Annotated in this window: 17 protein-coding genes and 1 pseudogene; 10 read left to right on the forward strand and 8 right to left on the reverse strand. The window is 70.7% G+C overall.

Translation table 11 applies throughout. From position 1 onward, the window contains the following. The first annotated feature begins 2 nt into the window (after positions 1 to 2). Complete coding sequence (locus SMA5143A_RS06270) at positions 3 to 776, forward strand: lysophospholipid acyltransferase family protein (RefSeq protein ID WP_107461932.1); 774 nt, start codon at positions 3 to 5, stop codon at positions 774 to 776. 44 nt (positions 777 to 820) lie between these two features. Here the strand turns inward: SMA5143A_RS06270 and SMA5143A_RS06275 are convergent, their stop codons facing one another. The 6 genes from SMA5143A_RS06275 to SMA5143A_RS06300 all read right to left on the reverse strand — a co-directional run bounded on the left by SMA5143A_RS06275 (position 821) and on the right by SMA5143A_RS06300 (position 11,074). Beyond that, on the reverse strand, positions 821 to 1,837 hold the full coding sequence (locus SMA5143A_RS06275) for an MsnO8 family LLM class oxidoreductase (RefSeq protein WP_107461933.1): 1,017 nt from the start codon (positions 1,835 to 1,837) through the stop codon (positions 821 to 823). A 140-nt stretch (positions 1,838 to 1,977) separates the two neighbouring features. Next, a complete protein-coding gene (locus SMA5143A_RS06280) occupies positions 1,978 to 7,173 on the reverse strand; it encodes a family 43 glycosylhydrolase (RefSeq protein WP_107461934.1) in 5,196 nt (1,731 codons plus the stop codon). 285 nt (positions 7,174 to 7,458) lie between these two features. Next, positions 7,459 to 8,418: a GNAT family N-acetyltransferase gene (locus SMA5143A_RS06285; RefSeq protein WP_107461935.1), complete on the reverse strand. Its 960-nt coding sequence runs from the start codon at positions 8,416 to 8,418 to the stop codon at positions 7,459 to 7,461. 178 nt (positions 8,419 to 8,596) lie between these two features. Next, the gene (locus tag SMA5143A_RS06290; protein WP_107461936.1) at positions 8,597 to 9,322 is read right to left on the reverse strand and encodes an FAD:protein FMN transferase; all 726 of its coding nucleotides are present in this window, start codon (positions 9,320 to 9,322) and stop codon (positions 8,597 to 8,599) included. A 2-nt stretch (positions 9,323 to 9,324) separates the two neighbouring features. After that, the gene (locus SMA5143A_RS06295) at positions 9,325 to 9,720 is read right to left on the reverse strand and encodes an FMN-binding protein (RefSeq protein WP_107461937.1); all 396 of its coding nucleotides are present in this window, start codon (positions 9,718 to 9,720) and stop codon (positions 9,325 to 9,327) included. 10 nt (positions 9,721 to 9,730) lie between these two features. Next, positions 9,731 to 11,074: a ferredoxin reductase family protein gene (locus tag SMA5143A_RS06300; protein ID WP_181361759.1), complete on the reverse strand. Its 1,344-nt coding sequence runs from the start codon at positions 11,072 to 11,074 to the stop codon at positions 9,731 to 9,733. Between the two features lie 148 nt (positions 11,075 to 11,222). Here SMA5143A_RS06300 and SMA5143A_RS06305 point away from each other — a divergent pair, with 148 nt between their 5' ends. From SMA5143A_RS06305 to SMA5143A_RS06315, 3 genes are all read left to right on the forward strand, one after another. Then, positions 11,223 to 11,912, forward strand: a complete 690-nt coding sequence (locus tag SMA5143A_RS06305; protein ID WP_107461948.1) for a response regulator transcription factor — start codon at positions 11,223 to 11,225, stop codon at positions 11,910 to 11,912. Further along, positions 11,909 to 13,354, forward strand: coding sequence for a sensor histidine kinase (locus SMA5143A_RS06310; protein ID WP_107461939.1), 1,446 nt, complete (start codon positions 11,909 to 11,911; stop codon positions 13,352 to 13,354). The genes SMA5143A_RS06305 and SMA5143A_RS06310 overlap by 4 nt, the downstream gene beginning before the upstream one ends. A gap of 74 nt (positions 13,355 to 13,428) precedes the next feature. After that, positions 13,429 to 14,205: a polysaccharide deacetylase family protein gene (locus tag SMA5143A_RS06315; protein WP_107461940.1), complete on the forward strand. Its 777-nt coding sequence runs from the start codon at positions 13,429 to 13,431 to the stop codon at positions 14,203 to 14,205. 121 nt (positions 14,206 to 14,326) lie between these two features. On the opposite strand, the pseudogene SMA5143A_RS06320 reads toward SMA5143A_RS06315, so the two are convergent. After that, positions 14,327 to 14,653, reverse strand: a pseudogene (locus tag SMA5143A_RS06320) (SDR family oxidoreductase); the annotation flags it as partial. Positions 14,654 to 14,723: 70 nt separating this feature from the next. Between SMA5143A_RS06320 and SMA5143A_RS06325 the strand changes: the two are divergent. Beyond that, positions 14,724 to 14,852, forward strand: a complete 129-nt coding sequence (locus SMA5143A_RS06325; RefSeq protein WP_375136463.1) for a hypothetical protein — start codon at positions 14,724 to 14,726, stop codon at positions 14,850 to 14,852. 54 nt (positions 14,853 to 14,906) lie between these two features. Here SMA5143A_RS06325 and SMA5143A_RS06330 read toward each other — a convergent pair whose 3' ends face one another. Continuing rightward, positions 14,907 to 15,812 carry a LysR substrate-binding domain-containing protein gene (locus tag SMA5143A_RS06330; RefSeq protein ID WP_107461941.1) on the reverse strand — a complete coding sequence of 302 codons (906 nt, stop codon included), beginning with the start codon at positions 15,810 to 15,812 and terminating at the stop codon, positions 14,907 to 14,909. A gap of 110 nt (positions 15,813 to 15,922) precedes the next feature. Here SMA5143A_RS06330 and SMA5143A_RS06335 point away from each other — a divergent pair, with 110 nt between their 5' ends. The 5 genes from SMA5143A_RS06335 (at position 15,923) to SMA5143A_RS06355 (ending at position 20,771) form a co-directional block, all read left to right on the forward strand. Further along, the gene (locus SMA5143A_RS06335; protein WP_107461942.1) at positions 15,923 to 17,116 is read left to right on the forward strand and encodes a four-carbon acid sugar kinase family protein; all 1,194 of its coding nucleotides are present in this window, start codon (positions 15,923 to 15,925) and stop codon (positions 17,114 to 17,116) included. Next, entirely contained in the window at positions 17,113 to 18,102 is a 990-nt protein-coding gene (gene pdxA, locus SMA5143A_RS06340; RefSeq protein WP_107461943.1) for a 4-hydroxythreonine-4-phosphate dehydrogenase PdxA, read from the forward strand. The genes SMA5143A_RS06335 and pdxA overlap by 4 nt, the downstream gene beginning before the upstream one ends. Positions 18,103 to 18,154: 52 nt before the next feature. After that, the gene (locus SMA5143A_RS06345) at positions 18,155 to 18,862 is read left to right on the forward strand and encodes a hypothetical protein (RefSeq protein ID WP_107461944.1); all 708 of its coding nucleotides are present in this window, start codon (positions 18,155 to 18,157) and stop codon (positions 18,860 to 18,862) included. Positions 18,863 to 19,016: 154 nt separating this feature from the next. Continuing rightward, positions 19,017 to 20,156: an N-methyl-L-tryptophan oxidase gene (solA, locus tag SMA5143A_RS06350; RefSeq protein ID WP_107461945.1), complete on the forward strand. Its 1,140-nt coding sequence runs from the start codon at positions 19,017 to 19,019 to the stop codon at positions 20,154 to 20,156. A gap of 153 nt (positions 20,157 to 20,309) precedes the next feature. Beyond that, positions 20,310 to 20,771 (forward strand): Lrp/AsnC family transcriptional regulator, encoded by a 462-nt coding sequence (locus SMA5143A_RS06355; protein ID WP_107461946.1) that lies wholly within the window; start codon positions 20,310 to 20,312, stop codon positions 20,769 to 20,771. The last annotated feature ends 111 nt before the right edge of the window (positions 20,772 to 20,882 follow it).

Raw genomic sequence — 20,882 nt, forward strand, 5'->3', positions numbered from 1 at the left:
CGATGAGCGGGTGGCTGCCCGGCGCGCCCTGCACCCCGCGGGCGTGTGTGGACACCGCGCGGCCGACCGCCGCCGCGCCACGGGCCGTGCTGCGGCTCACCGCGGTCCTGGCGCTGATCCTCGCCGGGATCCTCCTGAGCGGCCTCGGTCCCCGGATCCCGGCGAGGGCTGTACGGCACTGGTGCCGGTGGATCGTCCTGGCCTCGGGGGTCCGCGTACGCATCACCGGCACCGCCCCGCCCGCCGGGGGCCTCCTCCTCGTCGCCAACCACATCTCCTGGCTCGACATACCGCTCCTCGCGGCGGTCCGCCCCGCACGGATGCTCGCCAAGTCCGACATCCGGCGCTGGCCCGTCGCCGGCACCCTCGCCGAGCGGGGCGGCTCCCTCTTCATCGAACGGGACCGCATCCGGGCCCTGCCCGGCACGGTCGCCCGGATCGCCGACGTACTGCGCGCCGGCACGGCGGTCGCCGTCTTCCCCGAGGGCAGCACCTGGTGCGGCCGGGCCCAGGGGCGCTTCCGCCGGGCCGTGTTCCAGGCCGCGCTCGACGCGGGCGTCCCCGTACAGCCGGTGCGCGTCCGCTACCGGTGCGCCGGGGGAGGGGCCAGCACCGCGCCCGCCTACGTCGGGGACGACCCGCTCCTGGCGTCCGTATGGCGGGTGGTCACCGCACGCGGAGTCGTCGCCGAACTGGACGTACGGCCTCTGATCGATCCGGGCGCCCACCCCGACCGGCGCGCCCTGGCGGCGGCCGCACAGGCGGCGGTCACCTAGGTGGAGGCCATGACCGCCCATGTCACGGAGGGACGCGGGGGCGCTCAGGAAGCGCTGCCGAGGCCCGCGACCCGGGCGAGCCTCCGGTAGGAGTCCAGCAGCGCCGCACGATCGTACGTACTGGTCGTGACCAGCACCTCCTGGGCACCCGTCAACTTGATCACCGACTCCAGTTCGTGCGCGACCCGCTCCTCGGTGCCGAAGACGTGGCCGGTGAGCCCGGCCTCGTAGAAGCCGCGCTCCTTGGCCGTCATGGTCCGCCGCTCGGCCTCCTCCGCGGGGGCGAGCGGCGGGAACGTGCCGTGGGTGCGGGAGTACGCCATCGCCCGAGCCTCGGGCAGGAGGATGCGGTGGGCCTCCTGGGGGGTCGCGGCGACGGCGACCGTGCCGGAGACGACGACATACGGCTCCGCCGCCCAGACCGACGGCCGGAACTCGGCGCGGTACCGCTCGATGCCCCGCAGCATCCGGTCCCGGGCGCGGAGGTCCCCGATCACCATCGGCAGGCCCGCCCGCGCGGCGATCGACGCGCCCTCACCCATCGCCAGGACGAACGGCGCAACGGACAGGCCCTCCGGGGGACGCGCGTGCACGCCCGTCGGGGAGGTCCCGAGGAACCAGCCGAGCAACTCGTCGAGCTGCGCGGCGAAGTCGTCCGTGTCGGCGGCGTCCTTGTCCCGGCCCAACGCCCTGCGGACACCGTCCGTGAAGCCCACGGAGCGGCCGAGGCCCATGTCGACGCGCCCCGGGAACAGTGACTCCAGCACGCCGAACTGCTCGGCCACGACCAGGGGGCGGTGGTTGGGCAGCATCACTCCGCCGGTGCCCACCCGGATCGTGCGGGTGGCCGCCGCGACGGCCGCCGCCAGGACCGTGGGCGCGGAACCGGCCACCCCCGGCACCCCGTGGTGCTCCGAGACCCAGAACCGGTGGAAGCCCAGCTCCTCCACGTCCCGCGCCAGCCGCACGGTGTCCCGCAGGGCCTCGGGCGCGTCATGACCCTCCCGGACGCGGGAGCGGTCGAGGACGGAGAAACGGGTCGAGGAGAGCACGGAGGTCACAGGGGGTTCAACGTTCTGGGGGCGCCGGGATTCCCGACGCCCCCGACCCACGCGGGACCGGCCTGGCACGTTCCGGCCGCCGACGTGCCGAGGGGCGCCCGGACGGTGTCCGGGCGCCCCTCGGTGGAGCGGTTCACCGCCTAGCGGCCGACGCTGATTCCCTTCGTCTTCGCGGCCGTGGTGTTCTCGTAGACGACCTTGCCGGTGGACTTCTTCCAGATCTTGATCTTGAAGGTGTCCGGGCCGTCGGTCACGGTGATCCGGAAGGCGTAGCCGCTCGCGCCGCCGACCTTGCCGGAGCCCTGGTAGACGGCCTTGTCACCGGTCACCACGAGCCAGTCGGAGCCCGTGGAGCGGAACTTCAGCCTCGCCGCGCCGAAGTCGAAGGAGGCCCTGCCCGTGGGGACGGTGGCGTTCTTCGTGTACTTGGCGAGGAAGGAGAAGGCCGCCTTGCCGGTCAGAGCGGCCTTCGCCGGGTAGGCGCCCTTCGGGGAGGTGAACGTCCCGGCACCGGTCGCGGAGCCCGCGGCACGGTCGTAGACGATCAGCTCGGGGAGCTTCGCGGTGTCCGAGGCGCCGTCGTCGTCGGTGACCGTGACCACCGGGCGGTGGATACCGGCCTTGCGGTAGACGTGCTCGGCCTTGCAGACGCCGGCGGTGATCTTGCCGGCGGTCGGCTTGGTGCCGTCCTTCCAGTCGACCTTGCAGGTGTGCTTGTCGGCGGTGCCCGGGTCGGTGAACTTCACCGTGACCGAGGTGCCCTTGCCCGCCGCCACCGGCGACTTCGGGCCGGTCGCGGAGGTGATCACCGGGGCCGCGTTGGTGACGGTCACGGTGGCCTTGTCGCTGCTGCGGCCGCCGGTCAGGGTCACCGTGTAGATGCCGTTGTCGGCGCAGGTGATCGTCGTCCTCGCGGCGGAGGCGTCGGCGAAGACGCAGGGTGCGCCCACCTCGACCTTCCACTTGGGGGTGCCCGCCCCGGAGACGGTGCCGTCGAGCTGGATGGGCTCGCCCTCCTTGCCCTTGGCGTCCTGGCCGGCCCGGGCGATGGTGACCGGGTCGATGCTGCCGAGGGTGGGGACGACCTTCTTGATCAGGCCGTCGGCGTCGAACTCCATCTTGTCGATGGTGGTTTCGCGGTGGGTGCCGTCTCCGCCGGGGATGGCGAAGCGGTGGTAGGCGATGTACCAGTCGTCGGTGTTCGGTACCTGCACCACGGAGTGGTGGCCGGGGCCCTTGATGCCGAGCGAGAGGTCCTTCTCCAGGATCACGCCCCGCTTGGTCCAGGGACCGGTGGGCGAGGAGCCGGTGGCGTAGGCGACCCGGTAGTTCTCGTCACGTGTGTCGTTCTCCGACCACATGAAGTAGTAGGTGCCCTTGCGCTTGATGACGAAGGTGCCCTCGTTGTAGCCGCTCGGGGTGATGTCGGTGACCTTCGAGGAGTCGAAGGAGACCATGTCGTCGTTCAGCGGCACGACATAGGCGCGGCCGTTGCCCCAGTAGAGGTACGACTGACCGTCGTCGTCGGTGAAGACCGCCGGGTCGATCATCTGGCCGGGGCGGTCGCCCGCCTTCAGCAGCGGCTTGCCCAGCGCGTCCTTGAACGGGCCGGTCGGCGAGTCGGACACCGCGACACCGATGTTGGCGTCGGCGCAGAAGTAGAAGTAGTACTTGCCGTTCTTCTCCTCCATGGTCGGCGCCCAGGCCCGGCTGTCGGCCCAGGAGACGTCCGGACCGAGGTCGAGGATGACGCCGTGGTCCTTCCAGTGGACCAGGTCCTTGGAGGAGTACGCCTTGAACTGCGTACCGCTCCAGCCCTCGAAGCCGTCGGTGGTCGGGTAGATGTAGAAGGTGTCGCCGAAGCGGACGATGTTCGGGTCGGCGTTGAGACCCGGCAGGACCGGGCTCTTCATGATCAGCGCCGAGACCGTCCAGGTGCGCTTCTTGCCGTCCGAGCCGGTGACCTCGTACGTCTTCGGCTCGCTGAAGTCGCGCAGGGTGCCGGAGGCCGGGCTGATGGTCGCGCCGTGGGCCAGGGTGAACTCCGGTGCCAGGGCGGTGATGTCACTGCCCTCGGTCAGCGGCAGGACGATCCTGCTGTCCTTGTCGTCGATGATCGCGTCGACCTTGAGCGCCGGGTGGGTCGCCACGGCGATCCCGGTGGTGTTGCCGCCGAGCTCCAGGACCTCGGCGGGCGACAGGGCCCGGTTGTAGATCCGGAAGTCGTCGACCTCGCCCCCGAAGTACGGGTCCGGGCCGTACATGGACCTGCCGATGTAACCGGAGTAGTCCTTGGCGGAGTCGTACAGGTCGGACGGCTTGATGGTGACACCGTTGACGCGGGCCACCTCGGCGCCGTCCACATAGAGGATCGCCGTCTCCGTCGCGCCGTCCAGGGTGACGGTGAGGTGCTTCCACTCGCCCTGGGTGAGCGGGGAGCCGCCGATCATCTGCTTCTCACCGGACCAGGTGGCCTTGGTGATCGCGGAGAACAGCTTCCCGGCGCCGTTGGAGGGCGTGGCGAAGAGGTACTTGTTGCTGTCGGGGCCGAGGCCGAACAGCCACTGGAAGTTGTCGCCGCCCTTCCACTTGACGTACGTGGAGACGGTGACGCCGTTCGCGCCCTTGAGGACCCCGTTCGGGATCTTCACGTAGGGCGAGTTGGAGCCGCTGTTGCCGCCGGACATCTTGAACGAGCCGCCGTCGACACCGGTCCCGAAGTCGGGCGTACGGACATAGGTGCCGTGATAGCCGTGGCCGCTGGAGTCGCGGACGATGCTGCCGCCGGTCTCGTCGAAGCCGTAGTGCAGGACCAGGTCCGTCGGGACGTCCGGGCCCTTCTCGGAGACGGTGACCTCGGCGCGGACCCCGATCGTGGCGTCGCCCGGCAGGGTGCCTTCGACCGTGAACGTGCCGGCCTGCGCGTACTTCGACGCGTCCACGTCGGCCCAGTTCACCGCGATGGGCTTCTTGGCGCCGTCGGCGTACTCGGCGATGACGGTGGCGGGCAGCACCGGGGCCTCACCGATGCGGGTGTCGACCTTGATGTCCTCGACGCTCTTGACGATCTGGTCCGGCTGGTAGGTGCTCAGCAGCCGGTCGTACTCGGCCTGCGTCACCGGCAGCACCGTGCCGTGCCGGGGCTTGGACGGCAGGTCGTACGAGCTGGACGGCGTCCACACGCCGGAGGCGAGGTCGGTGGTCTCGAAGGGGATGTAGCCGCGTCCGCCGAACTCGTCGAGGAACGCGTACCACTTGTCCTCGGTGTTCGACTTGAACACCAGCGGGCCCTCGGCCGCGCTCATCGCGCCCTTGCCGATGCCCTCGGCGACCGGGTCCCAGGACAGGTCGAGCAGCGAGTCGCTCTTCTCCTCGAAGATGAACTTGCTGTTGGGGGTGGAGGAGCTGTTGTTCCGCTCGTCCTTGGAGAGGCGGAAGTACGTGCCGTCGTGCTGGATGACCGTGGAGTCGATCACCGAGTAGCCGCGGTCGATCCAGACCTTGGGCTCGCTGAACGTGTAGAAGTCACGGGTCGTCGCGTACATCATGCGGTTGTACGTGTCGCCGGTGTGCGCCTCGTTGTCGTACAGCTTCGACGCCCAGAAGACGACGTACTCGCCGAGCTTCTCGTCGTAGTACGCCTCGGGGGCCCAGGTGTTGCCGGCCGCGTCGGGGGAGACCTTGACCAGGCGCTGGTTGGTCCAGTTCACCAGGTCGGTGGACTCCCACACCATGATGGACTTGCTGCCGGAGCGCTGCGAGCGGTCCCAGTCGCCGTTGCCGTAGATCTTCAGGTCGGTGGCGATCTGGTAGAACTTGTCGCCCTCGGGGGAGCGGATGATGAACGGGTCGCGCAGGCCCTTCTCGCCGAGCGAGGAGGTGAGCACAGGCTTGCCGTCGTTCAGCTCACGCCACTTCAGCGGGTCGTTGCCCTTGCTGAGCGCGAAGTAGAGCTGCTCGCCGTCCGAGGTGCCCTCGCCGGTGAAGTAGCTGAACATGTAGCCCTTGCGGGCTTCCTTCTTCGGCAGCTCCGGCACCTTCACGGTGAAGGCGCGGGTGGTCTTCGCGTCGTTCTTGGTGACGGTCGCGGTCAGCTCGGCGGTCGTGCCACCGTCGCCGTGCGCGGGGCGGTGCACCACACCGTCGTCGGTGACGACGTCCGGGTCGGCGGAGGACCACGACACCTTGGTGCCGAAGGCGCCCGACGTCGGGAGCGTGAGGTTGCCGCGGGCGTCGTCGGCGTTGTGGACGGTCAGCGCCTCGGCGGCCTGCTTGACGGCCGCGCTGTCGTCGAAGGACGGCAGGACCGTGACCTCGAAGGTCTTGGTGTCCGTCACGGAGCCCCGCTTCAGGGTCGCCGTGAGAGTGGCGTGGCCGTTCGGCTCACCGGCGGCGGGGCGGGTCACCGCGCCGGAGTCCGCGACCACCGAGGTGTTGTCGCTCTTCCAGCTGATGGAGGAGCCCCCGGCCGTACCGGTCTTCGGCAGGTCCAGGTCGGCGGTCACCGCACTCGTGTCACCAAGGGTGAGAGCGGCCTTGTCGGCGGCGACGCCCTGGACGGCCACGGGGAGCGAGAGCTGCTCGACCTCGGTGGCGGCGAGAGCGCGGTTGTACACCCGGAAGTCACGGATCTTGCCCTTGAAGAGCTTGTCCCCGGTGTAGACCGACTTGCCTATGTAGTTGGCGGTCGTGGTGCCCGAGCCGATCGAGCCCGGCGTGGTGGTGACCGAGGTGTTGCGGCCGACCTCGACGCCGTCCTCGTACAGCACGCCGGTGGTGCCGGTCTGGGTGTACGTGAGCTGCTTCCACACCGAGCGGGTCAGGTTGTGCGAGTCGCCGGGCCGGGTGTTCTGCTCGGTCGACCAGTTCCCGGACGCGATGGCGGTGCGCAGCGAGTTGCCGGTGGCGAAGAGGTAGCCGTTGCCGGTGCCGCCGCTGGTGTTGCCGAAGCCGTAGATGAAGTACGGGCCGGCCTGCGACTCGTCCATCAGCACGTCCATGGAGACGCTGATGGAGTTCATGCCCTTCATGACGTCGTTCGGCACCTTCACATAGGTGTCCGAACCGTTGAACGCCAGGCCCTGGCCGTCGCCCGTCCAGCCGGCGGTGCCGTTCACCGTGCCGTCCCGGCCGTTGCCGGAGGCGTCGGTGACCGTGGTGCCGGAGGTGGCGTCGAGCTTGTACCAGAGGGCCAGGCCGTCGGTGAGGTCCGCGCCGTCCGCGACGGCGGGGGCGACCGGTCCGGCGAGGCCCAGGAGCAGTGACGCGGCGGTCAGCCCGGCGAGTCGGCCTGCTCGGCCTCTCGCGCGGCCGCGTGGACCTGCGTTGTACGTCATATGGAGTTTCCCTGCTGCGAGCACGGCTGATGAGGGGGCGGAACCAGGAAAAGGGGGACGGCCGAGGGCGAAGGACCCCGTCCCTGGGTGCTCCGCCGTTTCGGCTGTGTGACGTCGTGTTGCGAGAGTGTCAAACGAGGCATGGCGGGGCGTCAAGAGGTTTCGAACCATGTCCGACCTGTCGAACAAGTCGGACCGGCGCTCGCCGAGGACCCACGCTGAGCAGCCACGTCGAGGTGATGCCGTGCTGCCGATTCAACGCTTTGTCGACAGTGCTACCCACGGTCACACCACGGGGCGGACGAGCTCCCAGGTGTCGACGGCGAAGTCCAGCTTCATGCCGTGCCGCTCGTACAGCGCGAGGGCGCCGGAGCTGTTGTCGGTGTCGACACCGAGGCCGATGCGGTCGCGGCCCCGCGCCGCGTAGTGGCCGAAGGCGTGGCGCAGCAGATGGCTGCCGAGACCCCGGCCGCGGGCGTCGGCGAGAACGCCGAGGGAGGAGATCCACGCCATGGTCGTACGGTCGTCGCGGGTACGCAGGACCGCCGCGTCGCCCAGGCCGTCGACGTGCGCGATCCAGACCAGCGACCAGTCGGCGTTCTCGGCGTCGATGTCGTCCAGCCACTGCTCGTAGGTGCGCGGCTGGAAGTCGAAGTGGTCGGCGAAGGAGGCCTGGAGCAGGGCGTGTGCCTGCCGGCGGTCCGCCTCGTCCGCACACGGCCGCAGCGTCACGCCGGGCGGCGGGACGGGGAGCGTGTCGGCGGCGGACAGGGCCCGGTCCAGCACGTGGTAGCGGCGGACCGGTCGCCAGCCCCGGCCGCGCAGGGCGTCCAGGTCCGTGGTGGGCGCGATGTTGAGGTGCAGGTGGACCACGGCGCGGTCCGCCCCGTTGGCCGCGGCCCGCTCGGCGGCACGGGCCTCCATCAGCTCGAACAGGTGCAGGGCGCCGAGCGGCTGGTCGGGCAGCGCGTAGTGGTCCATGTCGATGCGCTCACCGCCCGACTCGTCCCACATCAGGCCGTACCCGACGAGCCGGTCCCCGTCGAACAGCAGCCAGGAGTCCCGCTCCAGGTCCACCTCGGGATGCTTCAGATCCGCCTCAACCTCGGCGAGCTCGGTCTCGGCCCGGCCGATCTCCAGCCGGTCGACCTCGTTGAGCAGCGCACACACCGCCACCGCGTCCTCAACACGCGCCGGGCGTACGGTCATACCGGCCGGCAGAGCGGCGGAGTGCGTCATCGTCATGGCGCCACTGTCGACGCCGCCGCACGCCCCCGCAACGCAATTTCCCCCACCGGGCACTCCATGGCACCGGGGTTCAGCCCTCCAAGGGGCGCGGGGAACGGCGCGAACAACCACGAATCACCCGCAGTCGCCGTACGACAGGCGGCCCCGAGCTCCAAAGCGCGCCGACTACCGCCCCTCAGCTCGCCGCCACCGGCAACCCCGGAGTCCGGTACACCTTCCCACCCGCGTCGACCGCGAACACCTCGCACCCCTCCCTCGACGCGGCCCACTCGACCCCCTCCACCCCCATCGCGAACGCCGCCGTCGCGGTGGCGTCGGCCTCCGTGAGGGACGCCGCGACGACGGTCAGGCTCAGCAGCCCCGTCGACGGCCGCCCGGTGCGGCCGTCGAGGATGTGGTCGCCACGTTCGTAGCGCGCGGACGTGGCCACCGCCCCCTCGCCGACCTCCAGGACCGTACAGAGCCGGTCGGCCCGCTCGGGATGGCGTACGCCGACCCGCCACGGCCCGCCGGTCACCGCCACGTCGCCGCCCGCGTTGAGGCAGAGCCGCCGCGCCCCCCGCTCCGTCAGCAGGTCCGCGGCCCGTTGCACGGCCCACCCCTTCACCATCGCGCAGGGGTCGAGCCCGCGCCCCGGCAGCCGTACGTCGAACGCGCCACCGGTCGCCACCCGGTACTCCTCGCACAGGTCGAGGACCTCGGCCAGGTCCGGGCTGAGCTCGTGTGGGGCGAGCTCACCCCGGTCCAGCCGGGACACCTCGCTGTCGGCCCGGAACGGACTGAACCGGGCGTCGACCTGGCGCAGCCAGTCGAACGCCGGTTCCGCGGCCTCGGCGGTGGTGCCCTCGTCCTCGATGAGCAGGGAGATCGGGAAACCCATGATGTGTTCGACGCGGCGCACGATCAGCCCTTCGCGTCGAGGACGGCCTGGAGGGACTTCCGGTAGGCGCCACTGGTGATGGTGGCGCCGGAGACCGTGTCGATGTCGGCGCTCTGCGCCTGAAGCGTCTCCTCGATCAGCTTCGGCACCGCCGCCTCGGTCTGCGGATGGTTCGGCTGCTGGAGCATCTTGACGGCGGTGATCTTCTGGCCCTTGAAGGTCGCCTGGACCTGGACGGGACCCTTCTCCGTGCTGATGGTGGGTCCCGAGACCACGGTGGAGTCACCGGAGGTGGACGTGGAGGCCGACGGGGCCGGCTCCGCGGACGCCGTGGTGGTCGTCGCCGTCGAGGGCGCGTAGCGCCACACGGGGACCAGCGCGGCGGCGCTCAGGATCAGGGCGGGTATCGCTCGGTTCACGGTGTCTTCCTCATCCCGCCAGGCTGAAGCGTTCGAAGTGGATCTGCGGCTTGGGCACGTTCAGCTCCCGCAGGTTGCCGAGGACGGCGTTCATCATCGGCGGCGGCCCGCACAGGAACACGTCCCGGTCGGCGATGTCCGGCACCATCCGGGTCAGCTCACGCGGCGCGAGGAGGTCGGGAACGACCGGCCCGGAGACCAGGTGCAGTTCGGCGCCCTTGTCGAAGGCGAGCTGCTGGAGCTCCTCGTAGAGGACGGCGTCCTGCCGTGTGCCCACCCGGTAGATCACCACGGCGTGCCCCTGGATCTCCTCCAGCAGCGCCCGGATCGGGGTGACGCCGACGCCGCCCGCGATGAGGACCGACTCCGGCCGGGTGCGGTGCATCGCGGTGAACGCGCCGTACGGGCCCTCCGCGAACACACGCGTGCCGACCTTCACATGGCGCAGCGCGGCGGAGCCCGCACCGGCGGCCTTGGCCGTCAGCCGCAACTGACTGCCGTCGGGCGCCGCCGACAGCGAGAACGGGTTGGCCTGCCACCAGCGGTCCCGGGTCAGGAACCGCCACAGGAAGAACTGGCCGGCCCGCGCGGGCATCCGGTCCAGGTCACGGCCGCTCATATAGATGGAGACGACCTGGTCGGACTCGTGGACGACGGCCGTGACGCGCAGCTGGTGCCGCCAGTTCCGCCACAGCGGCAGCACCAGCCGGCCCAGGAACACCGCGGTCAGGGCACTGCCCCACAGCGTGTACCAGTACGCCGTCGCCACCTCGGACGAGGCGAACGTCGTGCCCGCCGCGACCTGGTGCGTGAAGGCCAGCACGACCGCCACGTACGTGTACAGGTGGATGAAGTGCCAGGTCTCATAAGCGAGCCGGCGCCGCGCGTAGCGGGCCGAGACCGCGCCGATCACGATGATGATGCCGAGCGCGACGATGGCGCGGAGCACGCCCTCGGTGGTCTCGGCGAGGTCGATCACCTGGTTCACCGGGCCCGTGTTCGAGGACTGGGCGTACCCGAAGGCGATGAACACCCCGTGCGCCACCAGCAGCCACAGCACGGAGAAGCCGGTCCAGCGGTGCCATGAGGTCAGCCGGTCCATGCCGATGCGCCGGTCGAACCAGGGCAGCCGGGCCACCAGCAGCAGCTGGAACGCCATCAACAGCGCCCCGTACAGGCCGGTGAGGCGGCCCAGCACGATCAGGGCGTTCGAGGCGAAGCCCGCCTGGACGAAGAAGACGGCCACCGCGACCACGTTCGCCGCCAGCACCGCGTACAGACCGGTGCGGGCGACCACTTTGGGGCGCGCTCCCGAGCGGCTCGCCGCCGCGGGGGGTTGTTGGAGAGTGGTCACGCTGACAGCTCCTTGATCGGGTCCGGGGTACGAGCTTGTCCGGACAGCGCTGTCGTTTTGCTGTCGGTCAACTTTCAAGTTTTTATCGATCTTCTGGCGAACCCTGAGCGGCTATGGCGGAAGGCGATCGGTGCCGCAGTATGAGCACGTGGAAAAAGTGCGACTTCTCGTGGTGGACGACGATCCGCCCATCGCGGACCTGGTGGCGACCGTCGCCCGCTACGAGGGCTGGGACGCCGTCACGGCGTACTCCGGCGAGGAGGCGCTGCGCCAGGCCGCGGAGTTCCATCCGGACATCGTGGTCCTCGACCTGATGCTGCCCGGCCTGGACGGCTTCGGTGTGCTCGACCGGCTGCGTCAGTCCGGCACGATGGTGCCCGTGGTGTTTCTGACGGCCCGCGACGGCGTCGCCGACCGGGTCGCCGGACTGACCCGCGGCGGCGACGACTACCTGGTCAAGCCCTTCGCCGTGGAGGAGCTGATGGCTCGGCTGCGCACCGTCCTGCGGCGCAGCTCCGGCCCCGCTTTCCAGCGCTCCGTGCTCCAGGTCGCCGATCTGACGATGGACGAGGACACCCGCGAGGTCCGCCGGGGCGAGAGGCTGCTCACCCTCACCCCCACCGAGTACGAGGTGCTGCGCTACCTCATGCGCAAGTCGCCGACCGTCCTGACCAAGGCGCAGATCCTCGACCACGTCTGGGAGTACGGCTTCGGCGGCCGCTCCAACGTCGTCGAGCTCGTCGTCAGCAGGCTGCGCCGCAAGCTCGACGACAGCGGCGAACCGCTGATCCACACCGTGCGGGGCTTCGGCTACGTGCTCCGGCAGGCCGCCGAGTGATCGCCCGCCTGAAGGAGACCTACCGCGGTATGCGCCTGGGCACGAGGCTCGCCCTCGGCCTCGGCGCCCTCGCCCTCGTGGTGTTCGCCGTCGTCGGCGGCGCGCTGACCATGTACATGCGCGACTACCTGTCGCGCCAGCTCGACGAACAGCTCCATGTCGCGCAGGTCGCCCAGTCCAAGAGCATCGCGGCCGACGGCACCCTGGAGGGCAAGAAGTACTGGGGCTGGTACTACGCCGTCTACGACATCAAGAACGGCAAGCCCGACCTGCGGACTCCCGAGGACTCGGTCGACCTGCCCCAGGACATCGACGACTTCACGCGCCTCGCCGCGGACCAGGTCGACTCGGATACCGAGGTCACCCGCACCGAGCAGCTCGCGGGAGCCGGTCTGTACCGGCTGCGGGCCTGCGAGGCCGAGCCAGGGGTGATCCTGGTCGGCGCCGCCCCCATGGAGGAGGTCGAGGACACCGTCGAGCAGCTGGTCACGATCCAGGTGATCGCGTTCGCCCTCGCCCTCGCCGCCCTCGTCGTGTTCGGCCGGGCCATGCTGCGGCGCGGACTCAAGCCCCTCAGCGACATGGCGCACACCGCCCGCGGCATCACCTCCCACGACCTGACGGACTCGGCACGGCTGCCGGTGCGCCACGACCGCCGCGACGGCGGCCCCGAAGTCGAGGAGCTGCGGACCGCGTTCAACAGGATGCTGGAGCACATCGACGACGCGTTCGCCGTCCGCACCGCGGCCGAACAGCGCCTGCGCCAGTTCGTCGCCGACGCCTCGCACGAGCTGCGCACCCCGCTGATGTCCGTACGCGGCTACGCCGACCTGTTCCAGTACGCCGCCGCGCACAGCCCCGAGGAACGCGACAAGCACCTGGCGCAGCTGCGCGCCGAGGCCGCCCGTATGGGGGTGCTGCTGGACGACCTGCTCACCCTGGCCCGCCTCGACGCGGCCGACGTGGAGGCGCCGCTGCGGTGGGAGGAGACCGACCTGGTGGAGCTGGCGCAGCAGGCCGGGGACGCCTTTCGCGCGGGGCACCCCGACTATCCGCTGACCCTGACCACGGGCCCCGACCCGGTACGGCTGCGCCTGGACCCGCTGCGGGTGCGCCAGGTCCTCGACAACCTCCTGACGAACGCCGCCGTGCACACGCCGGCGGGCACCAAGGTCCAACTGGAGGTGTGCGTCGTCTCCGGCACGGCCGAGGTGCGGGTCACCGACTCCGGGCCGGGCATCCCGGTGGACGAACAGGAGCGTGTCTTCGACCGCTTCTACCGCGTCGACAAGGCCCGCAGCCGCGACCGGGGCGGCAGCGGCCTCGGCCTCGCTGTGGCCCACTCCCTGCTCCGCGCCCACGGCGGCACCCTCACCCTGACCAGCACACCGGGCGCGACGACGTTCACGGTACGACTCCCTCTGGACGACGCGGCGGAGTGACTGCCCGGAGGTGTCCTGCCTCACTGTCGGGCGGCGCCGGGCAACCCGTCGGGGGCTGACCCCTTCTCCTTGATGTGAAGATATTGAGAAGGCGCCCTCGATTACTCATACTCCTGACCCTGGCCCTGGTCGCGGCCGTGACGGCGACCGTCATCCTGGTCGTCCGGGCGAACAGGATGGACACGCTCTCCCCGCGCGAGGAACGGGCCCGGGCCGCGTCCGCGGCGGGCGCACCATCCGGGCAGGTGGACTGCCGGAAGGCGAAGTGCGTCGCGCTCACCTTCGACGGCAACCCGGGGGAACCCACCGCCCGACTGCTGGACCTCCTGAAGCAGCACAAGGCGCCGTCGACGTTCTTCCTCGAAGGCCGGCGCATCCACACGTTCCCGGACGTGGTGCGGCGCATGGCCGAGGAGGGCCACGAGATCGGGAACCACACCTGGACGCACGCGGTGCTGACCGACGTCCCCGACACACAGATCCGCGACGAACTGCGCCGCACCACACGGGCCATCTCCGAGCTCACCGGCCGTGAGCCGACACTGATGCGCCCGCCCCAGGGCCGCACCGACGACCGCGTCTCCAGGATCTCGGCGGAACTGCGGATGGCGCAGGTGCTGTGGACGGTCACCGCGAAGGACTACGAGACGGACGACCCCGCGCTCATCACCGAGCGCGTGCTCGACGGCGCCGACCGCGACGGGATCATCCTGCTCCACCCCCTGCACCAGGGCACGGTGCCGGCCATGCCGTCCATCCTGAAGGCGCTCGACGACCAGGGCTACACCTTCGTGACCGTCCCCCAACTGCTCGCCCCCGCCAAGGCCGAGCCCGGCCGGATCTACAAGTGACCGACCGGGGCGCGAGACAGTTCGAAGGCCCCTTCCCCGGACGGTCGGACGCACGGGCCGCCGGGGCCGTCGGGGTTGCGAGGATCGACGGGGTTGCGTGGGTCGCCGGGGGCGAGGGCCGTCAGACGGCGGACCAGGCGTCGTCCACGGGCAGGACCACACCGTTGACGAAGGCGGCGGCGTCGGAGGCGAGGAAGAGGATCGTGTCCGCCTGCTCCTCCGCCGTGCCGAGGCGGCCGATGGTGGCGCCGATCAGGCCGCCGACGATCGCGGGGCCGTGCGCCTGCCGGTCGGCGTCGACCTTGATGTTGGTCATGGTCGGGCCGGGGGCTATGGCGTTGGCCCGGATGCCCTGCTCGCGGTACATGACCGACAAGCTCTTCACCAGACCGACCACACCGTGCTTGGACGTGGTGTAGGCGGCCCCCGCCGCGCTGCCCCGCAGGCCAACTCGGCCTGGTGAGCAGGACTACGTCACCAAGCCGTTCCGTATCGCCGAGGTCCTGGCCAGGGCGCTGGTGCTGCTGCGTGCCGGAGGACCGGCCCGGCGCGAGCGCGAACTGGTCTACCTCGACCTGGAACTGGACGGCTCCGCCTGTCAGGCGCTGCGCGCCGGGCGGGCGTTGCACCTCACCCCGGCCGAGTAGTCGTGGTCCGCGGAGTCTTCGGCGGCGAGCACGTAGGGCCCGTAGGCCCAGCGGTCACACCCGTTCGGAGTCGTCGTCGAGCCGGCTCGTGCTGTCCCGCAGCCAGGCCGTCAGCCGACCGACGCGTCCGTCCTGCTCAAGAGAGGGACGGCTGAGGAGGTGGTAGCTGGTGCCGTCGGGGACGAAACCGAAGGGTGCGACGAGTTGCCCTCGCTCCAGGTCGTCGCGGGCGACGGCGAACGGGGCGATGGCGACCCCGACTCCGGCCGTGGCGGCCTGGAGGGTCAGGTAGAAGTGCTCCAGGGTCTGCTCGGAGGCGGGCTCCGCCCGCAGGCCGGTGATACGCCGCCAGTCGTCCCATGCCCGCGGTCGTGTGCCGGTGTGCAGAAGGGTCACCTGCGACACTCCGGCGGTGCCGGTCAGGCGAGCCGCCAGTTCGGGTCGGCACACCGGGCCGATCCGTTCGGCGAACAGGCGGGTCCGGCCGGCCTCCTCGGGGAACGGGAAGTCGTCCCGGCGGATCGCGAGGTCGATGTCGTCCCGCTCGAAGAAGACAGGGCCGCCGCCCGCGGACAGGTGGACGGCGACGTCCGGCACCTTCGCCGCCAGGTCGGGAAGCCGGGGAATGAGCCATCGCATCAGGAGCGTGGGCTCGCAGGACAGGGTCAGCGGTCCTGCCGGTGCGCGGGGTGGTGCGATCTGCCGGGCCGCCGCGTCGATCTGATCGAGCGCGTCCCGGACGACGGCCGCCAGCTGACGGGCCTGAGGGGTCGGGTGCAGGGCGCGTGTCCGCCGCTCGAACAGTGATGTCCCGAGGGACCGTTCCAGGTTCTGGATCTGTCGGCTCACCGCGCCGTGCGTGACATGGAGTTCCCGCGCGGCCGCGGTCATGCTCGCGTGCCGGACGGTGGCCTCGAACGGCAGCAGCGTGTTCAGAGGAGGAAGGGCCGACCATCGCATGCGTGAACATTACTCACAGGTCATGTGAGAAGGAATCGTTTGTCCTGGTCGTTCAGCCGCACGACTATTGATCCCATCACAGCGACGGTCGGCTTTCCGAGAGGTGGGGCATGACGTTCCGCGATGACGTGCGGCGGGGGATCACCATTCTGGCGGACGACCTCACCAGTGCGGGGGACGGTGCCGCGCCGTTCCGCCAGGCTGGTCACGAAGCCCGGATCCTGCTCACCACCCCGGCGAGCCCGCCGCGGCGCACCGTGGGTGTGACCGCGGTCGATCTCGGGAGCCGGATGCTGGACGAGGAGGCCGCCGCTTCGCGTACCCGGCGGGCGGCCGACCTGTTCGCCGGCTCCGAGGTGCTGTTCAAGACGGTCGATTCCACCCTGCGCGGTCATGTAGCGGCAGAGGTCCGGGCCGCCTGGGCGGGATCACGACGGCGGGCCGTCGTCATGGCTCCGGCCTTCCCCGCGGAGGGCAGGGTGACGGTGGAGGGCGTCCAGTACGTGCGGGGCGTACCGGTCCACGAGAGCGACTACGCCCGCGACCCGGTCCACCCCGTGCGGTGGTCGGACCTCACCACGCTGTTCCCGGAGGCCGTCCTCGGACGGCCGGACCGGGCAACCGAGTTGCCCGAACTGGTCGGGAACGGCGATCTGATCGTCTGCTCCGCCACCGAGGACGGCGACCTCGACCGTCTGGTGGCAGCGGTGCCATGCCTCGACGACGTGCTGTGGGTCGGCTCCCCGGGCTTGGCGGCGGCCCTGGCCCGACGGTGCGCACGCGCCGCGGGCCCCGGCGTGTCACCGCCCGCCCCGGCCCGACGTCCGCTGGTCGTGGTCGGCAGCACCAACCCGGCGACCCGACGGCAACTGGCCGAGCTGCACGGCAGCGGGGACGTCCAAGGCGTCACCGTCGGCATCGATCCGGCCCCCGCCGTGGAGACGTTGCGCGGTCTGACGGCCCCCGTCCTCACCCTGCGGACACCTGGTGAACGCCATCCGCCGCAGACCGCCCAGGCACTCGCCCGCTCCCAGGCCGCCGTCGTCGAGGCGCTGGCCGAGGACCACACGGTCGACGCACTCGTCGTCACCGGGGGAGAAACGGCCACCACCGTGCTCCAGCCCCTCGGCGCCACCGGCATCGACCTGATCGACGAACCCGAACCCGGCGTCGTCCGCGGATCGCTGACCGGCCGCCTCCCTCTTCCCGTGCTGATCAAGGCAGGCGGCTTCGGCGACGACGCGATGCTCCTGCGCCTGTGCCACCTCATCCGACATCGTCCCGCCCCAGGAGAGCACGCATGAACCCGATCGCCATCACCATGGGCGACCCCTGCGGAATCGGCCCCGAGATCACCCTCAAGGCGTGCGCCGACTCCCGGCGTACCGTGCCCGTCGTCGTCATCGGCGACATGGACGTCCTCGCCCGCGCCGACAGGATCGCGGACACCCGCCTTTCTCTCCGCCCCGTCTCATCGGTCGACCAGGCGAAGTTCGCCCCCGGCACGGTGGACGTCCTCGCCGAGGACGGCCTTCCGGCCGACCTGCCCTGGGGCACCCTCGACGCCCGCGCCGGAGCGGCGTCCTTCCAGTACGTCCGCCGCGGTATCCAGCTCGCGATGGCCCACGAGATACGGGCTCTGGTGACCGCGCCGATCAACAAGGAAGCACTGCGCCTGTCCGGCGTCCCCTACCCCGGGCACACCGAGATCCTCGCCGACCTGTCCGGCACCACGGACTACGCGATGATGATGGCCACCGACGAACTGCGGATCGTCCTGGTCACCGTGCACCAGTCGCTGCGCACCGCGATCGACGCGATCACCCCAGCCCGTGTGCTCGACATCATCCGCCTCACCCACCGCACACTGCGGCGCGGCGGCCTGCCCGCCCCCCGTATCGCCGTCGCCGGCCTCAACCCCCACGCGGGGGAGAACGGCCTGTTCGGCCGCGAGGACCTGGACATCATCGCCCCCGCCGTCGAAGCCGCGCGGAGCGAAGGCGTCGAGGCCAGTGGGCCCTGGCCCGCCGACACCGTCTTCATGCGCGCCCGCGCCGGAGCCTACGACGCCGTGGTCGCCCAGTACCACGACCAGGGCCTCATCCCCGTCAAGTACCTCGGCATCGAGCACGGCGTCAACATCACCATCGGTCTGCCCTTCGTCCGCACCAGCGTCGACCACGGCACCGCTTTCGACATCGCCGGTCTCGGCACGGCCGACCACACCAGCCTGCTCGCCGCCCTGACCCACGCCGACCGCTTGTCCTCCGGGGCACCGGACCACTCCTGACCCCTGACCCGCCGACCCCGTCAGCCCCGGCACCAGAGAACGGAAGGACACCATGGACTTCATCTTCATGCTCACCCGCGACGACCGCACCGTCACCGACTGCCTCGAGGTCCTCGACACCATCGCGGACCTCGGCATCACCCACATCGGATTCAAGGACGTCGGCGTCGACCCCGGCACCCTCGCCCAGCTCCACACCCGTCTCAGGGACATGGGCGCCACCACCTACCTCGAGGTCGTCAGCACCCACCGGGACCAGGCTCTCGCCTCGGTGCGGACGGCCGTCGAACTCGGCGTCGACTGGCTGATGGGCGGTACCTGGATCGAGGAGACCCTCCAGGTCCTGCACGGCACGTCCATCGGCTATCTGCCCTTCGCCGGGGAACCCCTGGGGCACCCCACCCGCCTCGCCGGCGACGCGGACCGCATCGCCGACGACTGCCGGCGAGCGGAGGCGGCCGGGTGCGCGGGCGTCGACCTCCTCGCGTACCGTGCCACCGATGCCGACCCTCTCGACCTGGTCCGTGCCGCCCGCGCCGCCACCACCGGCCGTCTGGTCGTCGCCGGCTCGATCGGCAACACCGCCCGGATACAGGCACTCTCCTCAGCCGGAGTCGACGCCTTCACCATCGGCTCCGCCGCCTTCGACGGCTCCCTGCGGCCCCACGCCGGCACCCTCCGATCCCAACTGGCCCTGGTGGTGGGCGAGGTCGCGGGTGAGGTGGGTTCGAGTCAGGTGGCCATGCGTGTGACCTCTTGACTCCCCCCTGAGTCACGGCCATTATCTGTGCCAGATATTAGCACAGTATGCCACATTGTGGCACGACGCGACGGGTTCGCCCCCTCCGAGTCGCCGTACATCATCCTCATGCTCCGGGCCCAGCGTGCGGCCCGGGGATACGGAAGGAAAGCCTGTGTCAGCTGCGAGGAAGCGCGTCGCGGTGGTCGGTGTGGGAACGATGGGCAGCCAGGCCGCCTGGCGGCTGGTCGCCCGCGGCGCGGAGGTCGTCGGCTACGACCGGTTCGCGCCCGGCCACGACCGCAGTGCAGCAGGCGGTGAGACCCGGGTCTTCCGCAGCGTGCAGACCCACGACGGCCGCTATGTGCCGCTCGTCCGGCACGCCGACGCCCTCTGGAAGCAGTTGCAGGCGGAGACCGGGCGGGAACTGCGCCGACTGATCGGAGCCCTGGTCATGGGGCCGGCCGACGATCCCGAGATCCGTACCGTCATGGACGGCATCGCCGAGCACGGCCTCGACCACGAGGTGATCGACGCCGAGGCGATGACGAAGCGTTTCCCGCAGTTCCGCGTCGACGACGGTGACCTGGTGGTCCTCGACTCCCACGCGGGGTTCATCCGCCCCGAGCTGACGGTCCAGACGGCGGCCCGGCGCGCCGAGGAACTGGGGGCCCGGATCCGCCGCTACACACCGGTGCGGGAAGTCACTCCCGTCGCCGGGGGAGGTGTTCTGATCCGCACCGACACCGGCACCGAGCGCTTCGACGCCGCCGTCGTCACGCCGGGCCCCTGGGTGGGCGACCTGCTGCCCGACCTGCCGTGGGAGGTGAACATCTACCGCGCGATCAGCGCCTGGTTCCTGCCCCACGACGACCACCCGGCGGGCGCCGAGCGCCCCGCCTTCATCCGCTGCGGCGACACCCCCTTCTACGGCATCCCCTCCCCGGACGGCCTGGGCGTCAAGCTGGGCCTGCCCCAGCCGCACCACAAGCCCGTGGACGACCCCAACCGGTTGAACCGGACCGTCGCACCGGAAGAACTGGAGAGCTTCACCAAGGTGGTGCGCCGTCACCTGCCCGGCCTGAACCCCGACCCGGTGCGGCTGTCCGTCTTCATGGAGGGCTACACCGACAGCACCCGCCCGCTGGTCGGCCCCCTGCCGGGCTGCGACGACATCGTCCTGCTGGCCGGCTTCTCCGGCCAGGGCTTCAAGGTCTCACCCGCCATGGGTGACATCGCCGCGGACCTCGCCCTTCAGGGCCGCACCTCCCAGCCGATCGACTTCATCACCACGACCGGCCGCGCCGCGGCCTGAGTCCCGACGCCACCGGAACGACCATCTCCCACATGAACGGGCTGACCGTCAGCCCCGGCACGCACCTCGCCGCCCTCGCCGTCCCCCACGACTGACGGGGTCCCTGCCCGTGGGTCCGCGACCTCGACCGATTCGCGAAGGAGGCGGTCCGCTGTGGACGCCATCGACGAGAAGATCATCGCCGAGCTGACCCGCAACGCCCGCATCTCGCACTCCGATCTGGCCGGCAGAGTGCTGCTGTCCCGCAACGCGGTGCGTCAACGCGTCGAACGTCTGGAGCGCCAGGGTTACATCGCCGGCTACACCATCGTCCGCGCGGGCCACGACACCGGCACGGTCGTGTCGGCGCTCGTCCTCGTCTACCGCCAGGACCGCATGCGCGGCGGCGACGTCCTGGCCGCGCTCAAACGCATCCCCGAGGTCGTCATCTGCGAGATCCTCAGCGGCGACTTCGACATCATGGTGCGCCTGGAAGCGGCCTCGCTGGAACGCGTACGGAGCATCTGGGAGGAGATCGCCAAGATGCCGGGCGTACGGGACACGGTCACCGCGCTCACCCTGTCCCGGGTGGTCGATCGCCCGCGGGGAGAGCAGGGGCCGACGGCAGAGGGGTGAGCCGCGCGGTGGCGTGTCGCGACCGAGCAGTTCACCCCGGGGCGGAGGGCACGGGCGCCCAGCCGAAGTGTGGGACGGCGGTCAGTGGACCACGTCGGTGATGTGGTTGAG

Source organism: Streptomyces sp. MA5143a, assembly GCF_900290235.1.
GTDB lineage: Bacteria > Actinomycetota > Actinomycetes > Streptomycetales > Streptomycetaceae > Streptomyces.

Bases quoted from the DNA above. Each gene is read 5' to 3' on its own strand.
- SMA5143A_RS06270 (WP_107461932.1), top strand. From the start codon at position 3: ATGAGCGGGTGGCTGCCCGGCGCGCCCTGCACCCCGCGGGCGTGTGTG.
- SMA5143A_RS06280 (WP_107461934.1), bottom strand. From the start codon at position 7,173: ATGACGTACAACGCAGGTCCACGCGGCCGCGCGAGAGGCCGAGCAGGC.
- SMA5143A_RS06285 (WP_107461935.1), bottom strand. From the start codon at position 8,418: ATGACGATGACGCACTCCGCCGCTCTGCCGGCCGGTATGACCGTACGC.
- SMA5143A_RS06330 (WP_107461941.1), bottom strand. From the start codon at position 15,812: ATGCGATGGTCGGCCCTTCCTCCTCTGAACACGCTGCTGCCGTTCGAG.
- SMA5143A_RS06335 (WP_107461942.1), top strand. From the start codon at position 15,923: ATGACGTTCCGCGATGACGTGCGGCGGGGGATCACCATTCTGGCGGAC.
- pdxA (WP_107461943.1), top strand. From the start codon at position 17,113: ATGAACCCGATCGCCATCACCATGGGCGACCCCTGCGGAATCGGCCCC.
- SMA5143A_RS06345 (WP_107461944.1), top strand. From the start codon at position 18,155: ATGGACTTCATCTTCATGCTCACCCGCGACGACCGCACCGTCACCGAC.